The 21593-nt window shown below is 45.6% G+C and carries 12 protein-coding genes; 10 read left to right on the forward strand and 2 right to left on the reverse strand.

The features are described 5' to 3' along the window. Positions 1-41 precede the first annotated feature (41 nt). Positions 42-1508: an MFS transporter gene (locus tag FGT79_RS12140; protein WP_138753090.1), complete on the reverse strand. Its 1467-nt coding sequence runs from the start codon at positions 1506-1508 to the stop codon at positions 42-44. 227 nt (positions 1509-1735) lie between these two features. Between FGT79_RS12140 and FGT79_RS12145 the strand changes: the two genes are divergently transcribed. From FGT79_RS12145 to FGT79_RS12170, 6 genes are all read left to right on the forward strand, one after another. Then, on the forward strand, positions 1736-2368 hold the full coding sequence (locus tag FGT79_RS12145; RefSeq protein WP_138753091.1) for a hypothetical protein: 633 nt from the start codon (positions 1736-1738) through the stop codon (positions 2366-2368). Between the two features lie 363 nt (positions 2369-2731). Beyond that, positions 2732-3658 (forward strand): NAD(P)-dependent alcohol dehydrogenase, encoded by a 927-nt coding sequence (locus FGT79_RS12150; RefSeq protein ID WP_138753603.1) that lies wholly within the window; start codon positions 2732-2734, stop codon positions 3656-3658. A gap of 81 nt (positions 3659-3739) precedes the next feature. Then, positions 3740-4654, forward strand: a complete 915-nt coding sequence (locus tag FGT79_RS12155) for a poly(ethylene terephthalate) hydrolase family protein (protein ID WP_171056211.1) — start codon at positions 3740-3742, stop codon at positions 4652-4654. Positions 4655-5023: 369 nt separating this feature from the next. Beyond that, positions 5024-7684, forward strand: a complete 2661-nt coding sequence (locus FGT79_RS12160; RefSeq protein ID WP_138753093.1) for a winged helix-turn-helix domain-containing protein — start codon at positions 5024-5026, stop codon at positions 7682-7684. Between the two features lie 30 nt (positions 7685-7714). Next, positions 7715-8734 carry a glycoside hydrolase family 43 protein gene (locus tag FGT79_RS12165; RefSeq protein ID WP_138753094.1) on the forward strand — a complete coding sequence of 340 codons (1020 nt, stop codon included), beginning with the start codon at positions 7715-7717 and terminating at the stop codon, positions 8732-8734. A 283-nt stretch (positions 8735-9017) separates the two neighbouring features. Next, complete coding sequence (locus FGT79_RS12170; protein WP_212758568.1) at positions 9018-10013, forward strand: cell wall hydrolase; 996 nt, start codon at positions 9018-9020, stop codon at positions 10011-10013. Positions 10014-10070: 57 nt separating this feature from the next. On the opposite strand, the gene FGT79_RS12175 is transcribed toward FGT79_RS12170, so the two are convergent. Then, positions 10071-10994, reverse strand: a complete 924-nt coding sequence (locus FGT79_RS12175) for a helix-turn-helix transcriptional regulator (protein WP_138753095.1) — start codon at positions 10992-10994, stop codon at positions 10071-10073. A 123-nt stretch (positions 10995-11117) separates the two neighbouring features. On the opposite strand from FGT79_RS12175, the gene FGT79_RS12180 reads away from it, so the two are divergent. From FGT79_RS12180 to FGT79_RS12195, 4 genes are all read left to right on the forward strand, one after another. After that, entirely contained in the window at positions 11118-12227 is a 1110-nt protein-coding gene (locus FGT79_RS12180; protein WP_138753096.1) for a Gfo/Idh/MocA family protein, read from the forward strand. A 168-nt stretch (positions 12228-12395) separates the two neighbouring features. Continuing rightward, positions 12396-17909: an S-layer homology domain-containing protein gene (locus FGT79_RS12185; RefSeq protein WP_138753097.1), complete on the forward strand. Its 5514-nt coding sequence runs from the start codon at positions 12396-12398 to the stop codon at positions 17907-17909. Positions 17910-18071: 162 nt separating this feature from the next. Beyond that, a complete protein-coding gene (locus FGT79_RS12190) occupies positions 18072-19961 on the forward strand; it encodes a cache domain-containing sensor histidine kinase (RefSeq protein ID WP_138753098.1) in 1890 nt (629 codons plus the stop codon). Then, the gene (locus FGT79_RS12195) at positions 19939-21576 is read left to right on the forward strand and encodes a response regulator (protein WP_138753099.1); all 1638 of its coding nucleotides are present in this window, start codon (positions 19939-19941) and stop codon (positions 21574-21576) included. The genes FGT79_RS12190 and FGT79_RS12195 overlap by 23 nt, the downstream gene beginning before the upstream one ends. Positions 21577-21593 lie beyond the last annotated feature (17 nt).

The raw sequence follows: 21593 nt of genomic DNA on the forward strand, positions 1-21593 counted from the left end.
GTGAAAAACCGTATTTCCGTTCAGCGAAATGAGCTCATCAACTACTTATTTGCGAGCGAAGTTTGATCCTTTTGTTTATTGATGGCTACGAATACTGCAAATAATAGCAAAATAATTCCAGTGAATATGAATCCTCCCGTTATATCGAAGGGCAGCCAGCCGATTATGGTCGATCCCGCAACTACGCCTAGAGAGAAGAAGGCGTAGAAATAGCCGTAAGCTTTCCCGCGCAGCTCAGCAGGCACAGCTCGGATGAGCATCGTATTAATGGACGGGAACAGGAAGGCAAAGCCTACCCCATATAAACCTAAGACAACGTATAGAATGATGGACGTCATCGATTGGCTGATCAACAATTGGCTTAAACCCATTAATGCAATGCCTAACGCCATGGTCTTCGAGGGAGCTACGCGATCGAATATTCGGTTGGTTGGCAGAACGAATATAAGGACAGCAATGATGCCAAATGCACTCATTAAGGTGCCGCTCAGCCTCGAATCATAGCCAAGCGTTTGAACATGAAGCGGGAGTAAATAGGCGATTACACCTTGTGAGAACATTAAGAAAAAGGCGCCGCAGTAAGCTTTTAACACACCTGAATTGAAAAGTGAAGCTGTGGATAAGGTGTCAACGACCTCCTTGTCCTTCTTCGGTATCTTATATTTGCTAAGAAAAATAGCCGACAGGACGGCAAGTGAGAAGCCTAATATCGCTACGCATGTAAAGACGAAGGGTACAGAGGTTTTACTAGCCATAATTCCGCTGAAAGCCGGTCCGATGATAGCAGCGAGGCCTACGAAGGTACCAGTGAATGCGACTTTTTTTCCTTGCTGATCATTAATCGTCGTATTGGCTGAGAATGTAAAAGCAGCAGGTACGATTAATCCGGCGACAAAGCCATGCAGGATACGAACGATAATCAAGAAGAACGGCTGTTCCACGAAATGATAAAGCAGCAGTGCGCCGCTTGATAGCAATAAACCAACCATAAGGATTTTGAATGGGCCGATCTTATCCGTTAATATGCCTGATAAAATATTGCCCACCGTATTGGACAGCGAATAAAGTCCTATGACAAAGCCTACAACAAACGAGCTGGCACCTACCGAAGCTGCGAAGGTGCTCATGACGGGTAGCTGCGAGAATAAATCAAAAAATGAGAAAAATACGATGCTGTATACAAGCAAGCCGTAGTGAAAAGGTCTCACGTCATATTTGGTTTGTGCCTTCTTCAACTGCCAGTCCAGCAAAAAGTTGCCGAATGGCACAAAAGCAGCGATAACTGCCGCAGCAGGCCAAAGGAGGCTCCATTTCACCCGAATAGCAGCATATACGATAGCCAGCGCATAGATAGTGAAAATTCCGCCGTGAATACTGCCTGCTATTGTTACGGCTTTCGGGATTCCCCATATATATTTCAGTGGCATAGCAATACTTAACAATGCTAATAAAGAAATGCCATCTAATAGGCCCGTTATACGTAAAATGTTGATGGGATGTGACCGCACTTTGTATGCTCCTTGTTTCTAATATAGTTGGAATACTCTATTCTAACATTTTATTAGGGGAGGAAAACAGGCAGAATAGGTTTGATTTGCGTTTTCTGCGATTAGAATGTGACAAAAATGTAGTATGTTTTCATTGCTTATGACGTTTTGAAAAGAATCGACCTAACCTTGCTGGTTTTATCCGCTGCCGTGGGATGGTATGATAGAAGACAGGAGGGACAGTGACCATGAACAATGAGACAGTAAACGAGAAAGAAAACGAGCAAGAAAACGGTAAGGTGGAGATGTCCGAGGAAAAATGGGCGGAGCTTATAAAAGCGGTTCGCCATAACGGCCTCGTAGCTTTAAAAATGCATTTCGAAGAAGTGGATGTACAAGTATTGAATTTGGAAGCATACGGTCCGGTTTTCGTTTATCATGTGAAGGACGATGCAGCTGATGTGTACTCCTGCGGTTTCTTTCTGCGCGAGCTGATTGCCAGATTTCAATCCGGTAATGATCCATCAGTATGGCTGGCTTCTTTCTTCGTTGATCTTATGGAGACTAAGGGCGGGAAACCCCTCCCACAACCGGTTACAGTCGAAGACGAAGCGAAGGCGGTTATAGACAATATACTCGTTCCACAGCTTATGAACGCATTAACGGAAGAGTTTGCTCCGGAACCGCTTCATGCGAGTTTAGCACTCAATGAAGAACATGGCCCTGTTTTTGAGGCCGGTTTTCCAGCGATTAAAGATGGAAATAATGTGTGTGCCATTCCATTGAATGTGCTGCTGACACATTATCAGTTGAATCGCGATCCAGGTGAGCTGGTCATTCAAGCTATGTATGGCATTCGAGCTCAGCATGGGTTGAATTAACAGATAACTATGGTCGTGTGAAACACACTTAGTTGAGTATTTATGTCAGTTTCGAACTCTATATGTCATTCGCCAAACAAGTGTTGTCTAGCGACAGCCATGGACGTACTCTCACGTTCATGGCTGTCGCTGTTTTCGTTGGGCTACCAAACGATTAGTGGTGCATATCCGATACCATAAACCATACTTTAGTAGCTACGCATTAATACCTTTTATTATATATATTATTTGTTATATAGAGCCATTCCATATACCTCCCGATCGGGATAGGCGTTTTCTGCCTTGCTCCCTTAGGCGACATGGTTTAGAGCTCGCGAAGGGGTTAAGGCTTAATTCATATGTTGGAGGGAAATTATGAAAACCATGAAAGCAATTGTTTGCACAAATTATGGATCATCGGATGTGCTCAAGCTTAAAGAGGTAGAAAAACCAATTCCCAAGGATAATGAAGTGCTGGTGAAAATTTTGGCAACAACGGTCACATCGGGAGATTGCAGAGTTCGCGGATTCAAAGCTCCATTTCTATATAAGATTCCCATGCGGCTGTTTCTGGGCATACGTAGGCCTAGAAAGCCGATACTCGGCACAGAGCTGTCTGGTGTGATTGAAGCAGTAGGGAAAGAGGTGAATCGGTTTAAAATTGGCGATCAGGTCTATGCCTTTACTGGGATGCGATTCGGTGGGCATGCGGAGTATGTTTGCCTGGCAGCAGACGGAATGGTTGCAATAAAACCAGTTAATACGACTTTTGAGGAAGCGGCTTCTGTTCTCTTTGGAGGAACGACAGCCTTGCATTTTTTGAGAAAAGGAAATATCAAGAGCGGTAAAAAAATATTAATTTATGGAGCTTCTGGAGCTGTAGGCACTTCGGCCGTCCAGTTGGCCAAAGCCTTTGGCGCAGAAGTGACCGGCGTTTGCAGTACCGCAAATATAAAATTGGTAAAATCACTTGGAGCGGATAAGGTTATTGATTACACAGTAGAGGATTTTGCCCAGCAAGAAAATCGTTATGATCTAATCTTTGATGCTGTTGGGAAAACGACGAAAGCCAAGTGCAAGAATGCACTTGCCTCGAATGGGACATTCCTGTCGGTGGAAGGACAGGGTGTAGCGAAAGAGCTTGTGGAGGACCTCGCTCTCTTGAAGAAGCTTATTGAGACAGGCCAAGTTAAATCAGTGATCGACCGATGCTATCCACTGGAGCAAATGTCCCAAGCACACCTCTATGTGGAGAAAGGGCACAAAAAAGGTAATGTAGTCATCACCGTGGAACATCCTAAAAAAATCTAAAAAAGCAAAGAGTCTGTGGTATGATAAATCGACTGTATCGCTATGAACACTAGCTATGCTAGGACAGTGAGGAGAGATTTCATGCCACAATTAAAGAGGGTTCTCAGAAGCAAATGGTTTGTAGGGGCAGCATGCATGATGTTCATTATAATAGCCGCGTTCTCCACATTATCTTATTTCCTTGTGAACTCGGTCGCTGCTGCCTTTGAGAAGGGGAGCCTTGAAGAGAAATATGCTTTAACGGGCAGTTACCAAGTAGAAGCGCTAGAAATTTCAGATAAGCAGGGTGAGAAGCTGTATAAGGTTTACTACCCTAGCGAAAACCAATTAAAGCACCCGTTAATCGCGTGGGGAAACGGAACAGGCGCATTGCCCGAACAATATGATGAATTGTTTCGCCACTTAGCCAGCTGGGGATTTGTTATCATCGATACGTACAGTACAACGACTGGAACAGGTAAAGAAATTATAGCTTCCATTGAATATATGCTGGCTGAGAATGATAAGCCTGACAGTCCGTTCTATCAGAGGATTCAGCCGGATCGGGTAGCTGCTGCAGGCCATTCTCAGGGCTCAACCGGTGTTATAAACGCTCATACTAATTTCGAAAGCGGCGATCTCATTCAGACCGTCGTGTCCATCGCGCTGCCGGAACTGAAGTATTGCGATCCTGAGGATGTATATGATACGTCTGCTTTGAAGGTTCCCTTTCTTATTCTAGGTGGAACTCGTGATTTCATTATCTCTTCGTCAGCTTCCAATAAGCTTGCGTTGACCAATGCGAACGCAAGCATTCCGGCTATGATGGCGATGGCAAAAGGAGCAGCGCATACAGCGATTGAACAAGATGGCGGCAAGCATAGAGGCTATTTGACAGCATGGATGAGATATCAGTTGCTGAATGACTCAGATGCGAAGAAGGCTTTTGCCGGCGATCAAGCGGAAATCTTAACGAATAACAATTGGAAAGATGTTGAATCTGCTCGTATGGAATAAATAGTGTAATAAATGAGTAGAACGCGCATAGCTTGCCGCTGATTATAGCTTATCCTATCGAGATGAACCGTTGTCCGCATGAATCATTCGAACAAGAGCTGTTCGAATTTTCCGATCAAGGCGAGTCTGTTTGGTTCCTGATATTACGATGACCTTCATCTCGTCTCCTCCTGAATCATAATCTGCCAATGAAAATGATTCTCATATCTAAATGATAAGTTGAAGCAGACTTTGCTTCAAGCGTATTTCCACGAAAAACCTCCAGACAATCATCGATGTTTTAACATTCAAGCTTACTTTATTAGATGATATACGTAAAATAAAGCATGGTCGATTGCATGCTGGAATTATCGTTATTATAATGAATTCATGAATATACCTATACTAGCCACGAAATTAAATATCCCGCCGCAACGGCTAAGATTAGTTGCTCGTCCTAGGCTCATAAAAAAGCTTAACGAAGGATTTCATGGAAAGCTGACTCTCATTTCTGCTCCTGCAGGATTTGGCAAAACGACGCTAGCGGCCGAATGGCTTTCCGGTTGTGGGCAACCTGCCGCATGGTTATCGCTTGACGAGGGAGATAACGACGCTGCACGCTTTCTGACATATGTATGCAAAGCTTTGCAGACGATAGGGGTGAACTTTGATGATAGTTTGTTCAAAGTGCTCCAATCCTCGCAATTGCCGCCGATAGAATCGGTACTCACGACCTTGTTGAATGAAGCAGCAGCTCTTCAGTATTCTTTCATTCTCGTCCTTGATGATTATCATGTAATCCGTACGCAAGCAATTGATGATGCTCTTCTCTTTCTAATTGAGCATATGCCAAGGCAGATGCACGTGATGATGACGACTCGCGATGATCCGAGTTTCCCCTTGGCGAAGCTGCGCGCACGCGGTCAACTGAATGAGCTGCGACTTGTAGACCTGCGCTTCACTGCTTCTGAAGCAACTAGATTTCTTAATGAAGTGATGAGCTTAAATCTGTCAACTCGTGAAATCGATAGGCTTGAAGCCCGTACAGAAGGGTGGATTGCCGGTTTACAGCTAGCGGCAATCTCCATGCAGGGACATACAGACACATCCGTGTTTATTCATTCCTTCACAGGGAGTCATCGCTTCGTGCTGGACTATCTAATAGAAGAAGTACTTGAACGGCAGTCGGCAAACATCCAATCTTTTTTGCTGCAGACCGCTATTCTGGATCGGATGTGCGGCTCTCTATGCGATGCTGTGCTGTGCCTTGGGTCTCCTGCTTCAGCGCAAGAAACGTTGGAGGACCTGGAACGTGCCAATCTGTTTATCATTCCACTCGACAACGAGCGTCGTTGGTACCGCTATCATCATCTGTTTGCTGACTTGCTGCGACAGCGTTTGAAAGATAAACTAGCCTCAACTATAAGCGGGAATAGCGTCAGTATATCGGAGCTGCATTCGCGAGCCAGCGTATGGTATGAGCATAATCAATTGGAACAGGAAGCTTTCCACCATGCAGCGGCTGCCGGTGATGTTCCGAGAGCTGCTGAGCTTATGGAAGGAGCAGGGATGCCCCTGCACTTTCGCGGAGAGTCAGCCTCTATGCTGGCATGGTTGAAATCGCTTCCAGCGGATATAATGGACAAGATTCCCTCTCTATGGGTATTGTATGCTTCTATTTCTTTATTCGCTGGCCAGGTCACTGGCATTGAACAGATGCTGGCGCGTGCGGAAACCGTACTTCACCGCGTTGAACCAGCCGAAAGATGGAAGGATCTTGTCGGTCATATTGCTTCGATTCGAGCTACAATGGCCGTCAGTCGCCATCAGGCGGGAACGATCATAGAACAGTCGTTGCTCGCATTGGATAATTTGTATCTAGACAACCTGCCGGTTCGCGCGGCAACAACCTGGGCGCTCGGTTATGCGTATCATCTCCAAGGTGATCGGATCAGTGCGAAGGCAGCCTACATGGATGCATTAACGAGCAGTCAGACCATTGGGCATTTCATCATTACGATCATGGCTAATCTTGGTATTGGTAACTTGCAGGAAGCAGCCAATCAACTTGATCTAGCTGCACAGACTTATAAGCATGTTTTGCAACTGGCTGGAGACCCGCCGCTAACCATTGCCTGTGAAGCGCATTTGGGACTTGCCCGCATTATGTATGAATGGAATGATTTGAAGGCTGCTGAACAGCATCTACTATGGAGCATCAAGCTGGCAGGTCAGATTGAGAATACAGACAGAGTCGTTGCGAGTGAAGTATTTCTCGCACGCATTAGACTCGCTCAAGGAGCTGTGATCGAAGCAGAGGCGATTTCGGCTAATGCCATGCTGTGTGCGTCGAAGCATCAGTTCGACCAACAGAAGGTGGCTGCTGCTGCCGTGCAAGTGGCCGCCTTGCTGCATCAGGGCAATCTGACGGCAGCGGATGCACTTGTACAGACGCAATATATGCCGCTTAGTCAGGTTAGGGTTCAGCTTGCTCAAGGAAATACTTCTGCTGCGATTTCGCTGCTTGAACGGTTCGGGGCTGAGGCGGAGGAGAGAGGCTGGCAGGATGAACATCTCAAGCTAAAGGTAGTAGAGTCTATTGCTCGAGCTGCCTATGGCGACAGGAATAAAGCATTGCAGATACTGGAAAATACGTTGATGCTGGCACAGCCGGCAGGAATGGTTCGCATCTTCATTGACGAGGGGCTCGGAATGAAGACGCTGTTGTCCCAAGCAGCGTCTAAAGGAATTATGCCCGACTACATAGGTAAATTAATAGCTGTGTATGATGGAAGGGAGGTGAAAAGCAATACGCGTTTATATCCGCGAGCAGATCACTCCGTAGCCGAGTCGCTATTTGAATCGTTAAGCGAGCGTGAGCTTTCTGTTCTGCAATACATTGCTCAAGGACTCTCTAATCGCGAGATTAGCGAACGGCTTAATCTCGCCCTGAGCACAGTTAAAGGCTATAATCGAGTTATTTTTGATAAATTGCAAGTGGCACGGAGAACAGAAGCTGTAGCACGTGCCCGGGAGATAGGTATTCTTTAGCATAAAATGATTGATATGGAGGGAATTCTCATGAACGCATACAATGCTGCTTCCGATGTTGCTAATCCCAAGTCAGGACTGAAGCTGGCTGATATTCCGGCACATGATCCATTCGTCGTTGCCGACAAAACTTCGCAAACCTATTATTTGTATACGGGCGGAAGTCCAAGATTAAATGGAATGGACAGGTATGGTGTTCTCGTATATAAGAGCCGTGACTTGGAGGCATGGGAAGGACCCTACGTCGTATTTACAGTGCCTGATGACAGTTGGGCGAATCCGCAGCATGGCGCCTGGGCACCTGAAGTGCATATATATGACGGACGATGCTATTTGTTCATTACACTTCATAATAATGATCAACGATTGGAAGGAATAGGGTATGGGGGATTCCCTCTTCAGTGGCGTGGAACTGCCATTGCTGTCTCTGATTCGCTTGAAGGACCATTCGAACTAGTGAAGCAGGAGGCTCCGATCGTTCCTGCGGAGGTGATGACGCTTGATGGCTCGCTATACCTGGATGAGGACAATCAACCGTGGATGGTGTATTGCCATGAGTGGGTTCAGACAGCGGATGGTACAGTGGAGGCTGTCCGATTGAAGCCGGATCTTACTGATTGCGCTTCAGAGCCAATTCATTTGTTTAACGGGTCGGATGCCCCATGGGATAATGGCGAGCATTCGCAGGATGGGACTCCATCTGCTTTTGTGACGGATGGGTGCCAATTGTATAGGACAAGCGGCAATCGTCTCATCATGCTATGGTCAACGTATGAGAACGGCAGCTATGTCCAGACACTCGCACGTTCTACTACTGGGAAGCTTGAAGGCCCATGGGAGCAGCTTATGCCGCTCGTTGCAGGAGATAGCGGTCATGGCATGATGTTCCAAACGTTCCAAAACGAGTGGATGCTCATTCTTCATTCTCCATTCCGTATGCCAGAATCGCGGTGCAAGCTATATGATATGGATGACACGGGTGAGAGCTTTGTGGTGAAATCGTCAAGAAATGATTTGGACGGCGATCATGTTGAAAGCGCTCTCGAATAACGAGGGATAAGGGTAGCTGAAACCATCTCAAATGAGATGGTTTTTTTGCTTTTTTGAAAATATAGGAAAGAAAATGTTTTCGCCACCCTTTCTCTTTATTTCTCGGAATGAGACGCGCCGCGCCGTCAAAGGACGGCGACAGTCGTTTCACCTTGGGGTGTATGTGTACCCCATTTGTTTAATTCTGTGAAAATGTTAATGCTACAAGTCTAAAGACCTATGATATAATGCCGAAAGGTAAGCATTGGCAGTTTAGACCAACTTGAAGTGCTAGGAGGTACGCATGATTAGAGAAGGCCAGCCTGTTCACAGGCTCATTATTGCAATGATTATGGGAATACTTCTGCTGGGCGTCGGTCCGATGTCTATCGTATCTGCAGGAGAAGCAACACCAGCGAATGCTGTGACAATTAAACACAATGGCAAGATTGTGAAGATGACCGATCCTGCTTTGATGCTTGATGGAAGATTGTACGTGCCAGCGGCTCGCATAGCCGATCTATTCGGAGCGAAGTCGAGCTGGGATAAAGTAAATGAAGAAGTTACGATACATACGGCTTTAGGTGATAAAGTTGTGCTTGGCAATGGTGTGCCTGTTGTTTATTTCAACGATGACCGCTACCGATTGGATACAGCTCCGATCTTGAAGGAGGGCCGATTGTATGTGCCACTGCGTCAGTTCACGGAGCTGCTGCATGCAAACATACAGTTGAACACCGAATCAGATATCGTTGATCTCATAACGGTTCAGCCTGTCGTCATTACGGAGCAATACGGATTGGATGAGGTAAGCAAAGAGCTGGGCATCAATAAGACAGAGCTGCTCAAGCGGAATGAATGGGATGGTAAGGCTGACGTTCAATTAGGCACGAAGCTCAAAGTGGTTATTCCATCTATATTCGATCAGGTAGTTAAGCCTTATTCGGAGTCAGATCTAGCGCTGCTTGCGAAGATTACGATGGTGGAAGCGGGCTATGAGTCCTATGAAGGACAGCTTGCAATAGCAAACGTCATACTAAACAGGGTGAAGAGTGCGAGTTTCCCCGATTCGATACAAGGAGTTATTTATTCAGGTAAGCAGTTCCCGCCAGCGCATAACGGATTGTTGGACAAAAGCAAACCAAACGCAAGCGTGCTGCGTGCAGCTAAAGATGCTTTGAACGGGAAGAATAACGTCGAGAACGCCGTTTATTTCTTTAATCCGAACGTATCCAAAGGCTCGTTCTGGTCCAATCTAGATGTTGTTGTGACAATCGGAAATCATAGCTTTGCCAAATAGGAAGACCGTTATGGCGAATAAGCCATAACGGTTTTTTGCATAAGAAGGAAGTCTTCATTATTTCGGTGCATCCATCTGTGCTCTCACTGAACGGGCGTATTCCGAAGGATTTATTCCTGTTTCCTTCTTGAAAGCTTTGGAGAAGTAATGGATGCTGGCAAAGCCTAACAGGCGCGCGATCTCTGTCATATTACGGGTATCCTCGCGAATAAGGATTTTAGCCTTACGGATTCTCAATTGTGTGACATATTGCTTGAAGGAGCAGCCGTGCTGCTTGTGAAAGAGCATTTGAAGACGAGTGCGACTCATATAAAATTGACCACATATTGTCGTGATGTTGAGCGGATCGTCTAAATGCTCGGCTATATAGCTTAGGATATCTCGAAGCAGGAGCTGCTCACTTTTCTCGCGAGCAGGGTGGGGAAGCGACAGTTGTTGCTGTACGACCCCGCTGTCAGCAGCCTCCAGTTTCCGAAGCAGCAGCAGTAGGAAAGTTTCCAGGTAACAACGAAGCAGCTGCTCACTGCCTGCAGCTGCATGTGGAAGACGTTTCAAAGGATGGCGGAAGGGGAATTCGAACGCCTGCTTTCCTTCGTGCATCATAAGAACTAGCATTTTCCGCTCTTCTTCATTAACTTGAAGCTGTTTACCTTCGAATCCGCGCATAGCGGGGGAGTGGCAGTCAAAAGTAACAACGATCACATCGGGAGCGACGCCCTTAGCCGCGCGAAAGCTATGAAATTCATTCGGCTTATGGAAAATGATAGACCCCTGTCTCAGCACATGTATGGCCTTATCTGTCCTGACCTCTACTTCGCCTCGATCGACATAAAGCAATTCCCAAAAGTTATGTTTCTCCCCAATAAAGACGTAGTCCTTGTTATGCTCGAAATAGAAAAGCGTAATTAGCTTCTGAATTTCAATCGTTGTCCGTAGTCGCGTCCGACGCAGCTGATCCGGAGACCATTCTTTGCTCTGCATTCCGATTAATAACCTCCCATAAGGGCAAATAAAGTTGCTTTTATTGCAAATCCAATCGATCCAAAACCTACTATACTACAACTATTGTATTACCATTGTTGGAGCTTAAGGGGTGATTTGTCAATGAGATTAGGCGTGATCGGATATGGGGAAAGGGCACAAACGGTTTTAAGGAAAATAAAAGAGGTAGACAAATCTTGCGAAGTTGTTGCGGTAGTTGATCCCGGTTTGCAGACAATGGACATTGCTCCAGCTCGGTTAATGGCATCAGTTGATGAAATGCTGACGGAGACGCTGGATGGCGTGTTGATCGGAACCAGATGCTCGCTGCACACGGAAATGGCATTAAAGGTTATGCCAACCGGCCTGCCCATCTATCTAGAGAAGCCCGTTGCTACGTCAATGGAGGAGCTGCACAGGCTGAAGACAGGTTACGGAGCCTCTTCCTCCCCAATCGTGGTCTCCTTCCCGCTCAGACTGACAAGCATCGTCCAATTTATAAAAGAGATTATTGATTCTGGCAAAATCGGCACAATTGAGCATGTACAGGCGATTAATAACGTGCCGTATGGAGCGGTTTATTATCAGTCCTGGTATCGGGATGACCAGATTACTGGCGGGCTGTTCTTACAAAAGGCTACGCATGATTTTGACTATCTGAATGCCATTCTAGGGATGCAGCCAACGGAGGTATGCGCAATGACCTCCAAGCAGATTTTCAAGGGGACGAAGTCAGTAGGTTTGACCTGCAAAACATGTGAAGACAATAGAACCTGCCCAGATAGTACGGCATTCCGTCCCGATGTGGCTGATCATTGGACCCATTGCTGCTATACGAGCGATACAGGTAACGAAGATTCGGGCAGTGCGCTGCTTCGTTATGATACAGGAATGCACCTCTCGTACTCACAAAACTTTTTCGCCCGCCGCGAGGCAGGCAGCAGGGGAGCACGATTGCTCGGTTATAAGGGAACATTAGAATTTGATTTTATAACAGGCTTGGTCAAGGTGTTCATGCACCACACGGCTCGGGTGGAGACCTATCAATTTGAATTAGATGACGACCATTTCGGCGGGGATACGGCTCTTGCCGCTAACTTCATTGAACTGATGAAAGGCAAAACTACCCGCTCACTCTCGACTCTCGAGGACGGATTACTAAGCGCGCTAATGTGTCTTAAGGCCAAGGAGTCCGCTGAAACGGGGAAATTTCTTACTATTGCCTATGATTAATAAAAGGAAGGTCTCTCGACAAGGAGAGACCTTCCTTTTATTTTAGAAGAGACAGTTAAAAAAGTGAAACTAACTTCTTAATTATTTCATATGTAATGTTTTCCTCCAAAATTATAATAAGCTTACTTACCTGGTTGCAGTAACACAAATGATAAGGGAGGAAAAGTCATGTGGAAAAAAGTTGGAATTATTCATCTTGCAGCAATTTTGATATTCACTCTGACCGTACTATCTTTAGGAACGCGTTCGAGCAAGGTATGGGCAAGTGAAGAAGGTAATCCTACTGTTACCAATTGGTCATTTCATGGGAGCGGCGGTGTTGTTAGCAGCTATGCCATCGATTCGAATGAGTACCACTTAGGAGGACATTCACTAAGATTAACGAATGAGTCTCCATTATCGGCTAATGTCTATTTTACGGCTTCACAAGCCGTATCAGTCGAACCGAATACGGATTATGTGCTCTCTGTATGGGTTAAGGGAATGAATGTAAACAATACTTGGTTCGGTGGAGCTCCAGGCTGGTCGCTGCAGCAAGGCGTACCAGCAGGAAGCTATGACTGGCAGCAAGTGACAACAAGCTATACGACTGGCAGCAATGAACATTCCTTTGATTTCCGAATTCTTACGGAAAATACGACGGATTCTGTCTGGTTTGATGATCTGTCTATGGTCAAGTCAGGCTCAGGTGTGAATCTGCTGCAGAATGCAGGGTTCGAGAAGCAACTGCAAAGTGAAGCTATAAATGGTTTCAATCACCTATCAGAATGGACGGGAGACAGCTCTGCAGCAGGCAATGCAGCGGTGGAAATAGAGAATACCTATCTCACCGAAGGGACTCAGTCAGCCCGTATAACCTATAATGTTCATTCTGAGGCAGACGGTTATATTAATTTTTATTGGAATCCGGTGCCGAAGCTTAATCTTGCCAAGGTAGACAAGCTGTTGATAGATATCTATCCGATGTCTCAAACGGCTGGTGCAGACGAGCCGCTTACACTGAAAATTTCAGGTGATTCTGGAGTGGTCTACGAAAGTGCGCTTGAGCAATTGATTGCTAATCAGTGGAATACAGTGGAAATTGACTTGGCTTCGATAAGCATTCCAAAGGATCAGATCAGTATGATTAATTTATTCATACACAGCAAGTCAGATCTCGAAGGACGTACAAGCGTGACTTACTTATTGGATAACATGCGAAGCTTGATTCCGATGCAAGTGAAGCAGGTAATGGCTGATCAGGTAGGAGAGGTATCCCTTAACTCTGCGGTTCAACTATCTTCAGAGACTTTAGATTCAACGATATACTACACGGTTGATGGCACAGACCCGAGGAATTCGGGAACGCGGACAACTTATAGTCAGCCCATCATTGTGGACAAAGCCATGTTGATTAGGGCTTACGCTACTGCAACAGACTTGGTAGATAGTGCGGTTTCCGATTATGCCTATACGTTAGGAACGGATACGGCAGGCGAGACATTCATAAGCTTAAACCACTTTGATAGCACGCTTGGCAGCGGGAAATATGCAAGCGTATTCAATGCGACTGAGGGAATGGAAATGAATGGGCTGCTGGATGAATGGGACAGCTTTACAGGTATTTCGCTGCCTTCGGATAATAACCGTCAAGTCATAGTCGACGGATGGTCCGGCAAGGACGATTTATCCGCCAATGCAAAATTTGCTTATGACCAAGATGCCTTATATGTAAGCGTCGCAGTGAAAGATAACATCCACGAAGCTGTTGCCGGTGACGGGATTTGGATGGGGGACAGCGTTCAAATTGCCTTTAGTCAGGATGGCAATTCGTACGGTCCGGAATATGGATTTGCTCTTGTGAATGGCCAGCCAGATATTTGGCGCTGGAGCAACGGGAACGCATCACTAGATAAGGAAGCGGTTGTGTTCCATTCTGTACGGAGTTTGAACGTGACGTCCTATGAAGCGAAGATTCCGTGGAAGGCGATATTTGCTGCAGGAAAACCAGACCATCGCTTCAGAGCGGAGCTGTTAGTTAATGATAACGACGGTAACGGACGAAGAGGATGGATCGAGTGGACTGGAGGCATAGGCAACGGCAAAGATGCTAGTCGCTTCGCAGTTCTTGATCTCGTTCAGCAAAATGAGGGCTGGGGCATTTGGTTCGATGGAAAAGTGGTGCTCTCTAGAGACGAAACATCCATGTATGTACTGCAAATTCCGAACTATAGTGATCATGAAATCACGTTAAATTTGAATTCGTCAGAGCTTGGTTTGGATCGTACGATTACGATTCCGGCACAAACGGTGTTGAAGAAAAAGATCGAAATTACACGTTCGGAGCCGGGAATCTACCCTATAACGGTTGCTGTCTATGAAGCGGCTAGCGGTATAAGTAAAAGTGAGACCTTGACACTTAAGGTTGACCATGCACAGTTCGATGAATTGGCAGCTAAGATGCCGATATTGGAAAATTTGTTGCTAGAGGCTAAGGAGCTCCAAATTCCTACAGATTATGAACAAGTGAATGCAACGGTTATTCGCAACTTCATCGAATATGGCAAAGAAGATGCGGCGAACGGCATGCTTGAACGTTCCTTTTACGTGATCGAGCAATTGGATAAGCTTTATGACGAAGCTGTAGGAAATTTGCAAGGCTATATAGATGGAAGCAAGCACTCAAAGCTTGTTCCGCGCTACATGACTGGCTTACAGCGGCCGACCATTCATAATTATTCCTTCATTGCGAATACGTTCGATTCAACGACTAGCCAAACAGAGCAACGACCCGTCTTTTTCACAGGCTACGGACATTTCGAACAAGTCAGGCAGGATATTCCGCAATTCGAGGGATACGGAACCAATATTGTTCAGATTGAAATTGGGCCTGACAGTGTGATACGAGCGGCTGATTCCTTATATGGATGGACGGTCAATGCGACAAACGGCGTACAGGCGAAAGCCAAGGCTGATTGGGATGTGTATCATTCTGGTGAAGCAGCGCTTCTCCTTACGAACAGTACACCTCTTAGCCCTAATAAATATATAAGTGTGATGCAGAACATCACGGTGAAACCGAACACGACATACGAGTTCAGTGCATGGGTGAAAGGTCAGCATGTGAAGGATGTCTGGTTCCCTGGAGGAAAGAACTGGGATTATCGAATGATGTTCCCTTCAGGAACGTATGATTGGACCGAGATTACCTATGAATATACGACCGGAGCAAATGAAACGTCATTCCCGTTTGTTATTTTATCAGAGAATGAGATTGGAAAGGTCTGGATCGATGATGTTAGTATGACCGCTCAGGGAAGCACGGTTAATTTATTGACGGATCCGGGCTTTGAGAACAATGCAGCAACTGATGCGGGAGAAGATTATAACATATCCACTGCAGCGATCAAAAATGATATTCAGCGAGTACTGCAAAATGCCAGCGATCATAACATAGCCGTCAATTTATTGTTATCGCCGCATTATTTCCCTGCATGGGCATTGGAAAAGTGGCCTGAACTAAAGACTAACGGTGAGGGCTGGATTAAATTTGACATTGATGCTCCGAAGGCTAGAGAAATAATGGAAACCTACTTACGAACGATCATACCGCTCGTTAAAGATTATCCGTCGTTGCATAGTATTACAATATCGAATGAACCTGCCTATTTTTCTGCGGTAGATCCAATTAATCTACCGAAATGGCATACTTATTTGTCGGAAATTTATGAAGGCGATATAGGCGCGTTGAACCAAATATACGGAACAAACTATGTTTCATTTGACGAAGTCGGTATGCCTCCACACTCGAAAGCTGTACCGCTTCACGCGGAGCCAACACCACAGTTTTATGATTGGGTGATATTCAACAATAAGTTGTTCTCTGATTGGCATAGCTGGATGGCTGGAATCATCCACGAGATCGACGCGAACATACCGATTCATTCGAAGGTTATGGACACATCGGTAGATTCAACCAAACAATTAACATGGGGAACTGATCCGGAGCAGTTCAGCGAACTCAGCCAAATCAACGGAAATGACAACTCCAATTATTGGGGTCAAGGAAAAGATGGCTTCTTGAGCGAACTGAAATTTTATGATATGCAAACTTCATTTAAGAAAGCACCTGTGTTTAACTCTGAGAATCATGTCATCCGTGACGGCGACAAGCTATACATCCCGGAGCAAGCGAATCACGTTCGTTCCGTGCTGTGGCAGGATGCTGTTCATGGTCAATCAGCTACAACAATATGGTCATGGGAACGAAGCAATAACACGACAAGCGATTTCTACGGAAGTATTTTACATCGTCCGGATGTTGTGGCGGCCGTAGGCAAGACAAACTTAGACTTAAATCGTCTTGCCTATGAAGTAACCGCTCTTCAGGAGGATCAAGCAGAAGTTGCCATACTGTACTCGATTCCTTCAGCGGTCTTCGCACCGAAATACTACTCCGCGGTAACAGAAGCATATGAAGCAATTAGTTTAAGCGGACTAAAAGTAGGCTTTCTTTCGGAAAAGCAGCTAAAAGAAGGGCGCTCACAGCCGTACAAATATTTGATTATACCTGAAGCGACGCATGTGAACGAAGAGACTTTGGCGGCGATTCGTGATTATGCCGAGGATGGGCGTAAAGTGGTGATCATTGGCAATAACTCTTTGAAATTTGATGAGCGTAATCAGCTTTTGCAGGATGTCGTCCGCAGTGCGTTGATGGGCAGCAGCAATACGATACTTATTCCTACGGATACCTCATCAGAAGGCATTAGGAATGTATTGCTTCCGAGCTTCACAGCCTCCGGTATGATTGATGTCATGCTCATCGATGCAGAGACCGATGAACCGATTCAAGGCACGGAATGGCGTAGTGTCAAGTATGATGGCAAGCTGCTTGTTAATATCGTCAACTACACATCGTTGCCGAAGGAAGCTTACATTATGGTTAATGGGTTAAGAACGACAATATGGACAGATTTGATCAGCGGAAAGAGTGTGACAGCGGAGCCTATGGCAGTAACACCGTTAGTACCGTATCTGCTGTCGATTGAACTTCCCGACGAAGAGAATCAGAATCCTTCGCAGCCGGGTACTGGCGGCAATAATAACGGCGCAGAAACAACGGAGACGGGCAATGCCGAAGGGGGAACTCTGAACCTTGGGAAAGTAACCTTCAAGGATGTTCAAACTCACTGGGCTAAGGGGCAGATCGAGAAGGGGGTAGAGCTTGGTATTGTTCAGGGTTATTCTGACGGGACATTCCGACCGAACGGCCTCATTACACGCGCCGAGTTCGTTACAATGCTGGCTCGTGCGTTAAAGCTGGAAGGGAGCAACTCGGAGGTTGCCTTTACTGATAGCGCTCAAATACCGGCATGGGCAGCAGGAATTGTCGGAAACGTAGTCGAGGCAGGCTTAATCAAAGGCTATGAAGATCAGACATTCCGACCTAACCAGCAGATTAGTCGTGCAGAAATAGCTGTTATTATCGCTAGGGCGATCCGTTTGGAGACCGATGCAGACGCAGAATTGATCTTTGGCGATGCCAAGGACATTCCGACTTGGGCTACGGAGGCCGTGTCTGCGGCTGTAAATAATGGATTGCTACGTGGGAAACAGGGTAATCAATTAGCGCCTACTGCTAAGGCTACAAGAGCGGAAGGGATCGTTCTACTTATAAGAATGCTCGATCTGAAACCATAATTTGATAGACCCGGACCTCTTGCCAACCTTGGTAAGTCGGTCCGGGTTTTCATGCGTTGAAAATGACATCAATCACAAATATATTTTGCTATAGTAGAAGGAATCTTCACAGGAACAAGGGAAATAGAGCAGCAGAGAACATGCGTTACATAAGGAGGGGATATGTTGGATAACAGTTGGAAGCCCATATCAAAGCTATGGAAATGGATTCAGCACAGTTTTAGGGCTAAGCTGATTCTCTCTTTTTTCGGTGTTGCTTATTTGGCTATATTTATATCCGGTATGGTTTATTATCATCAGATGTCTGTGAGCGTAGAGAGAAATACACTCGCGAACATAGAGAAGCTGGCTGATCAGACGGTGGAGAGGCTTGAGCTGCAGATGAGCGGTATTCAGAATGAAGCGTGGGCTTTCTTTACGGATTCAGGGCTGCAGCAGTTTCTCGCAGATATGTCAGTGGATACGACAAAAGAGATCCTTTATCAATCCAAGATTCATATGACACGGCTTAGAAATGATCAAATTTCTATTATTGCTATCTATGATGAGCAGGGCCATCAATTTAATAGTGGAGAAAGAAATATTGCAGATTTGGAGGGGAAAAGAAGCGATTTTGATTATGAAAGTCTAATGAAGCAGGAGAAGGAGACGTTGTTTCGTTTAATCAATCAGGATGACAGCACACCGCAGTGGCATGTAGGGCGAACGGTACCGGAAGATTTGCAGGAGCCTGAGTATACACTTAGTTACATACAGCCGCTCAAAAAACTCAACACCTACAGCCAAAAGCTAGTTGGCGTCATGCGTATTGATATGCGGGGGAAGGTGTTGAAAAAAGCTTTGGCTGATATGGATCCGAATGGACTTCACAACTTCAGTATCGTCGATGGCGATAGAAACATTATTGCCAGTGAGGATGATCAGATGATTGGACGCTCGATACTGCATGATCAAGAGTTCTCGATTAATGATTTTCCGGGCATAAAGGGTCAAGGGGAAATGGTTGTGAATGGCAAGCAATACGTCACCATATATCGTAAATTCAATAACCATGAAATGATGCTGGTTGGAAAAATACCCCTTAATACGATATTGGCGGATGTCAAGCAGGTTCGCAATGATGCGATTATAATCGGCATTATTAGCCTGTTGGCTGCCATGCTGGCCTCGTATTTCATTTCAAGTAGGATGATTAAGCCCATTCATAGGCTTCGCCGCCATATGAAACGGGTAGAGATGGGTAATTTCAACGTTTCGGTACCGATTCACACTTATGATGAAATCGGCTTTCTTGGCGTTAGCTTTAACCGGATGATACAGAAGATCGACAGATTGGTTCAGAAAAATATGGAGGCTAATCTGCTTAAAAGGGATGCTGAATGGATTTCTCTGCAAACCCAGATTAACCCTCATTTCCTTTACAATGCGCTGGGTACGATTGATGCTATTGCTGCCATCGATGGTAACACAGCGATCAGCTTTATTAGCCAATCGCTGGGCGGGATGTTCCGCTACAACATTAGCGGAGGTCAATATGCCACTTTGCGTGAAGAGATTCATCAGGTACGGCTATATTTGTCTATTCAACAAATTCGTTACGAAGATCGGTTTTCTTATACATGTGACGTGGAGCCTGAGCTGGAGCAAATTCGGCTGCCCAAGCTGATTTTACAGCCTATCATCGAGAATACTTTCAAGCATGGCATAGAGCATATCCAGCAGGGAGGAATGATTACCATTATGGCCAGAGCACTCGATAGACAGTGGGTATTTATTCAAATTAGCGATAATGGAAACGGAATTGAGCCCGGGCGGCTGCAAGAAATCAGGGAAATGATGCAGGATACCTACAACTATAAACAGGCTCAGCCCTTGAATAAAGATCGGGTATCCATCGGTTTGCAAAATGTTAATCAGCGATTAAAGCTGTTCTGCGGGGAAAAAGCCGGCTTAACCATTGATAGCGAGTATGGGGTTGGCACGTCCGTTTCTTTCGTTGTGCCATTAAATGTAATGAGGGGTGAAGAAGATGCTGAAAGTGCTGATCGTTGATGACGAGCCATTCATGAGAAAAGGTATTTTCTGCAAAATAAACTGGCAAGCCATGCAGCTGGAATGTGTCGGTGATGCGGCCGACGGACAGGACGCACTCCAGCAAATTCAAGACAAAAAACCAGACATCGTGCTGACTGATATTCGAATGCCTGTGATGGATGGTCTCATGCTGTTGGAACGGGTGAGACAGATAGATGCTAACATTCAATTCGTTGTCATTAGTGGGTATGATGATTTTCAATATGCAAGAAGAGCTATGAACTTCGGGGTTGTTCATTATTTGCTGAAGCCGCTAAATGCACAGGAATTGATGGAAGTGCTGGAGAAGTTGAAAGCACATTTCTTGGCCAAAGACAGTGAACAGGATTACCGCAGCTTGTTGCTCAAACATTACGAGGCGAACAGGATGGTGCAGCGTGAGCGTATGCTGACAAGAAGAATTCAGGAAGAAGCTCGCGAACGGCATGATCATGAAGAACTGGCCCAGATCAAGCGTTTGCAAACCTCGGACTTTACTTTATTTGTTATTCGCGTACGTCCGTTTACCTTTCCTCATGAAGGGTTTCATATAGAGGACGAGCAGCTGATCTGGTTCGGTGTGCAAAATATAGTTGAGCAATTGCTCGTTCAATCTGGTCATAATGGCCTTGCATTCCGGCACACCTATCATTCTGACGAAATGATTGCCGTTCTCCCGACAAGGGGAAGAGGGAACAGCCATGACTTTCCCCATATTGCGAATCAAGCTCTTGATGCTTTGCGCCAGTATCTGCAACTGGAAGCAGCAGTCGGCATCAGTAATTCGAATGCGCCTGACGCAAGCTTGAAGAATGCCTATGAACAAGCTCGAATGGCAGTGCGGGGAGAGGTTTTGCATGGAACAGGAAAAGTGTATTCCTATTCTGCGCTTCGTATGTCTGCTTCCAAGGAACGAGCTTCAGGAGCATCGATTATTGCAGTTGATCAGGAAATGGTATTTGCAAAATTATTGCAAAACAAAGATGAAGAGCGCATCAGCAGATGGCTGGAACAGCAGTATGAAGGTTTGTACAGTTTACCCGAGCAAGGTTATTTAGACTTTGAGAAACTGTCTATGCATATCTATTCTATGCTAAGAAGTGTTCTAAGCGAGTATATCGACCCTAGCGAGCTTATTCTGAATGAGCAGCAGCATTTTATTGAAGTTCTATTATCCTGTCGTTCTTGGCAGGCAGCAAAGGATGCGCTTTTCCAAACGGCGCGTACCGTTATGCTGCTTATCCCAGATGATAAGGCGGCATTGCATGATGATGTGATTGATGAAGTGAAGCATTACATTGATCATCATTATTATGAAAATATTACGCTGTCATGGGTGGCGGATCATTACTTTATTCATCCCAACTACTTCTGCAAGCTGTTTAAAATACGCAGCGGTGAAAACTTCAACAATTATCTTACGCAGGTGCGGTTGAGTCATGCCATTCGGCTAATGTCCAATGTAGATCTGAAGCTAGCACAAATTGCAGGCATTGTCGGTTATGACAGCCATGCTTATTTCAGCAGTGTTTTTCGCAAGTTGTACGGAATATCTCCTAAGAAATACCGTGAGAATATTCTCGCATCGTGTTAAGAAATCGAAAATGGAAT

The organism is Paenibacillus sinopodophylli, from assembly GCF_005930355.1.
Classification (GTDB): Bacteria; Bacillota; Bacilli; order Paenibacillales; family Paenibacillaceae; genus Pristimantibacillus; species Pristimantibacillus sinopodophylli.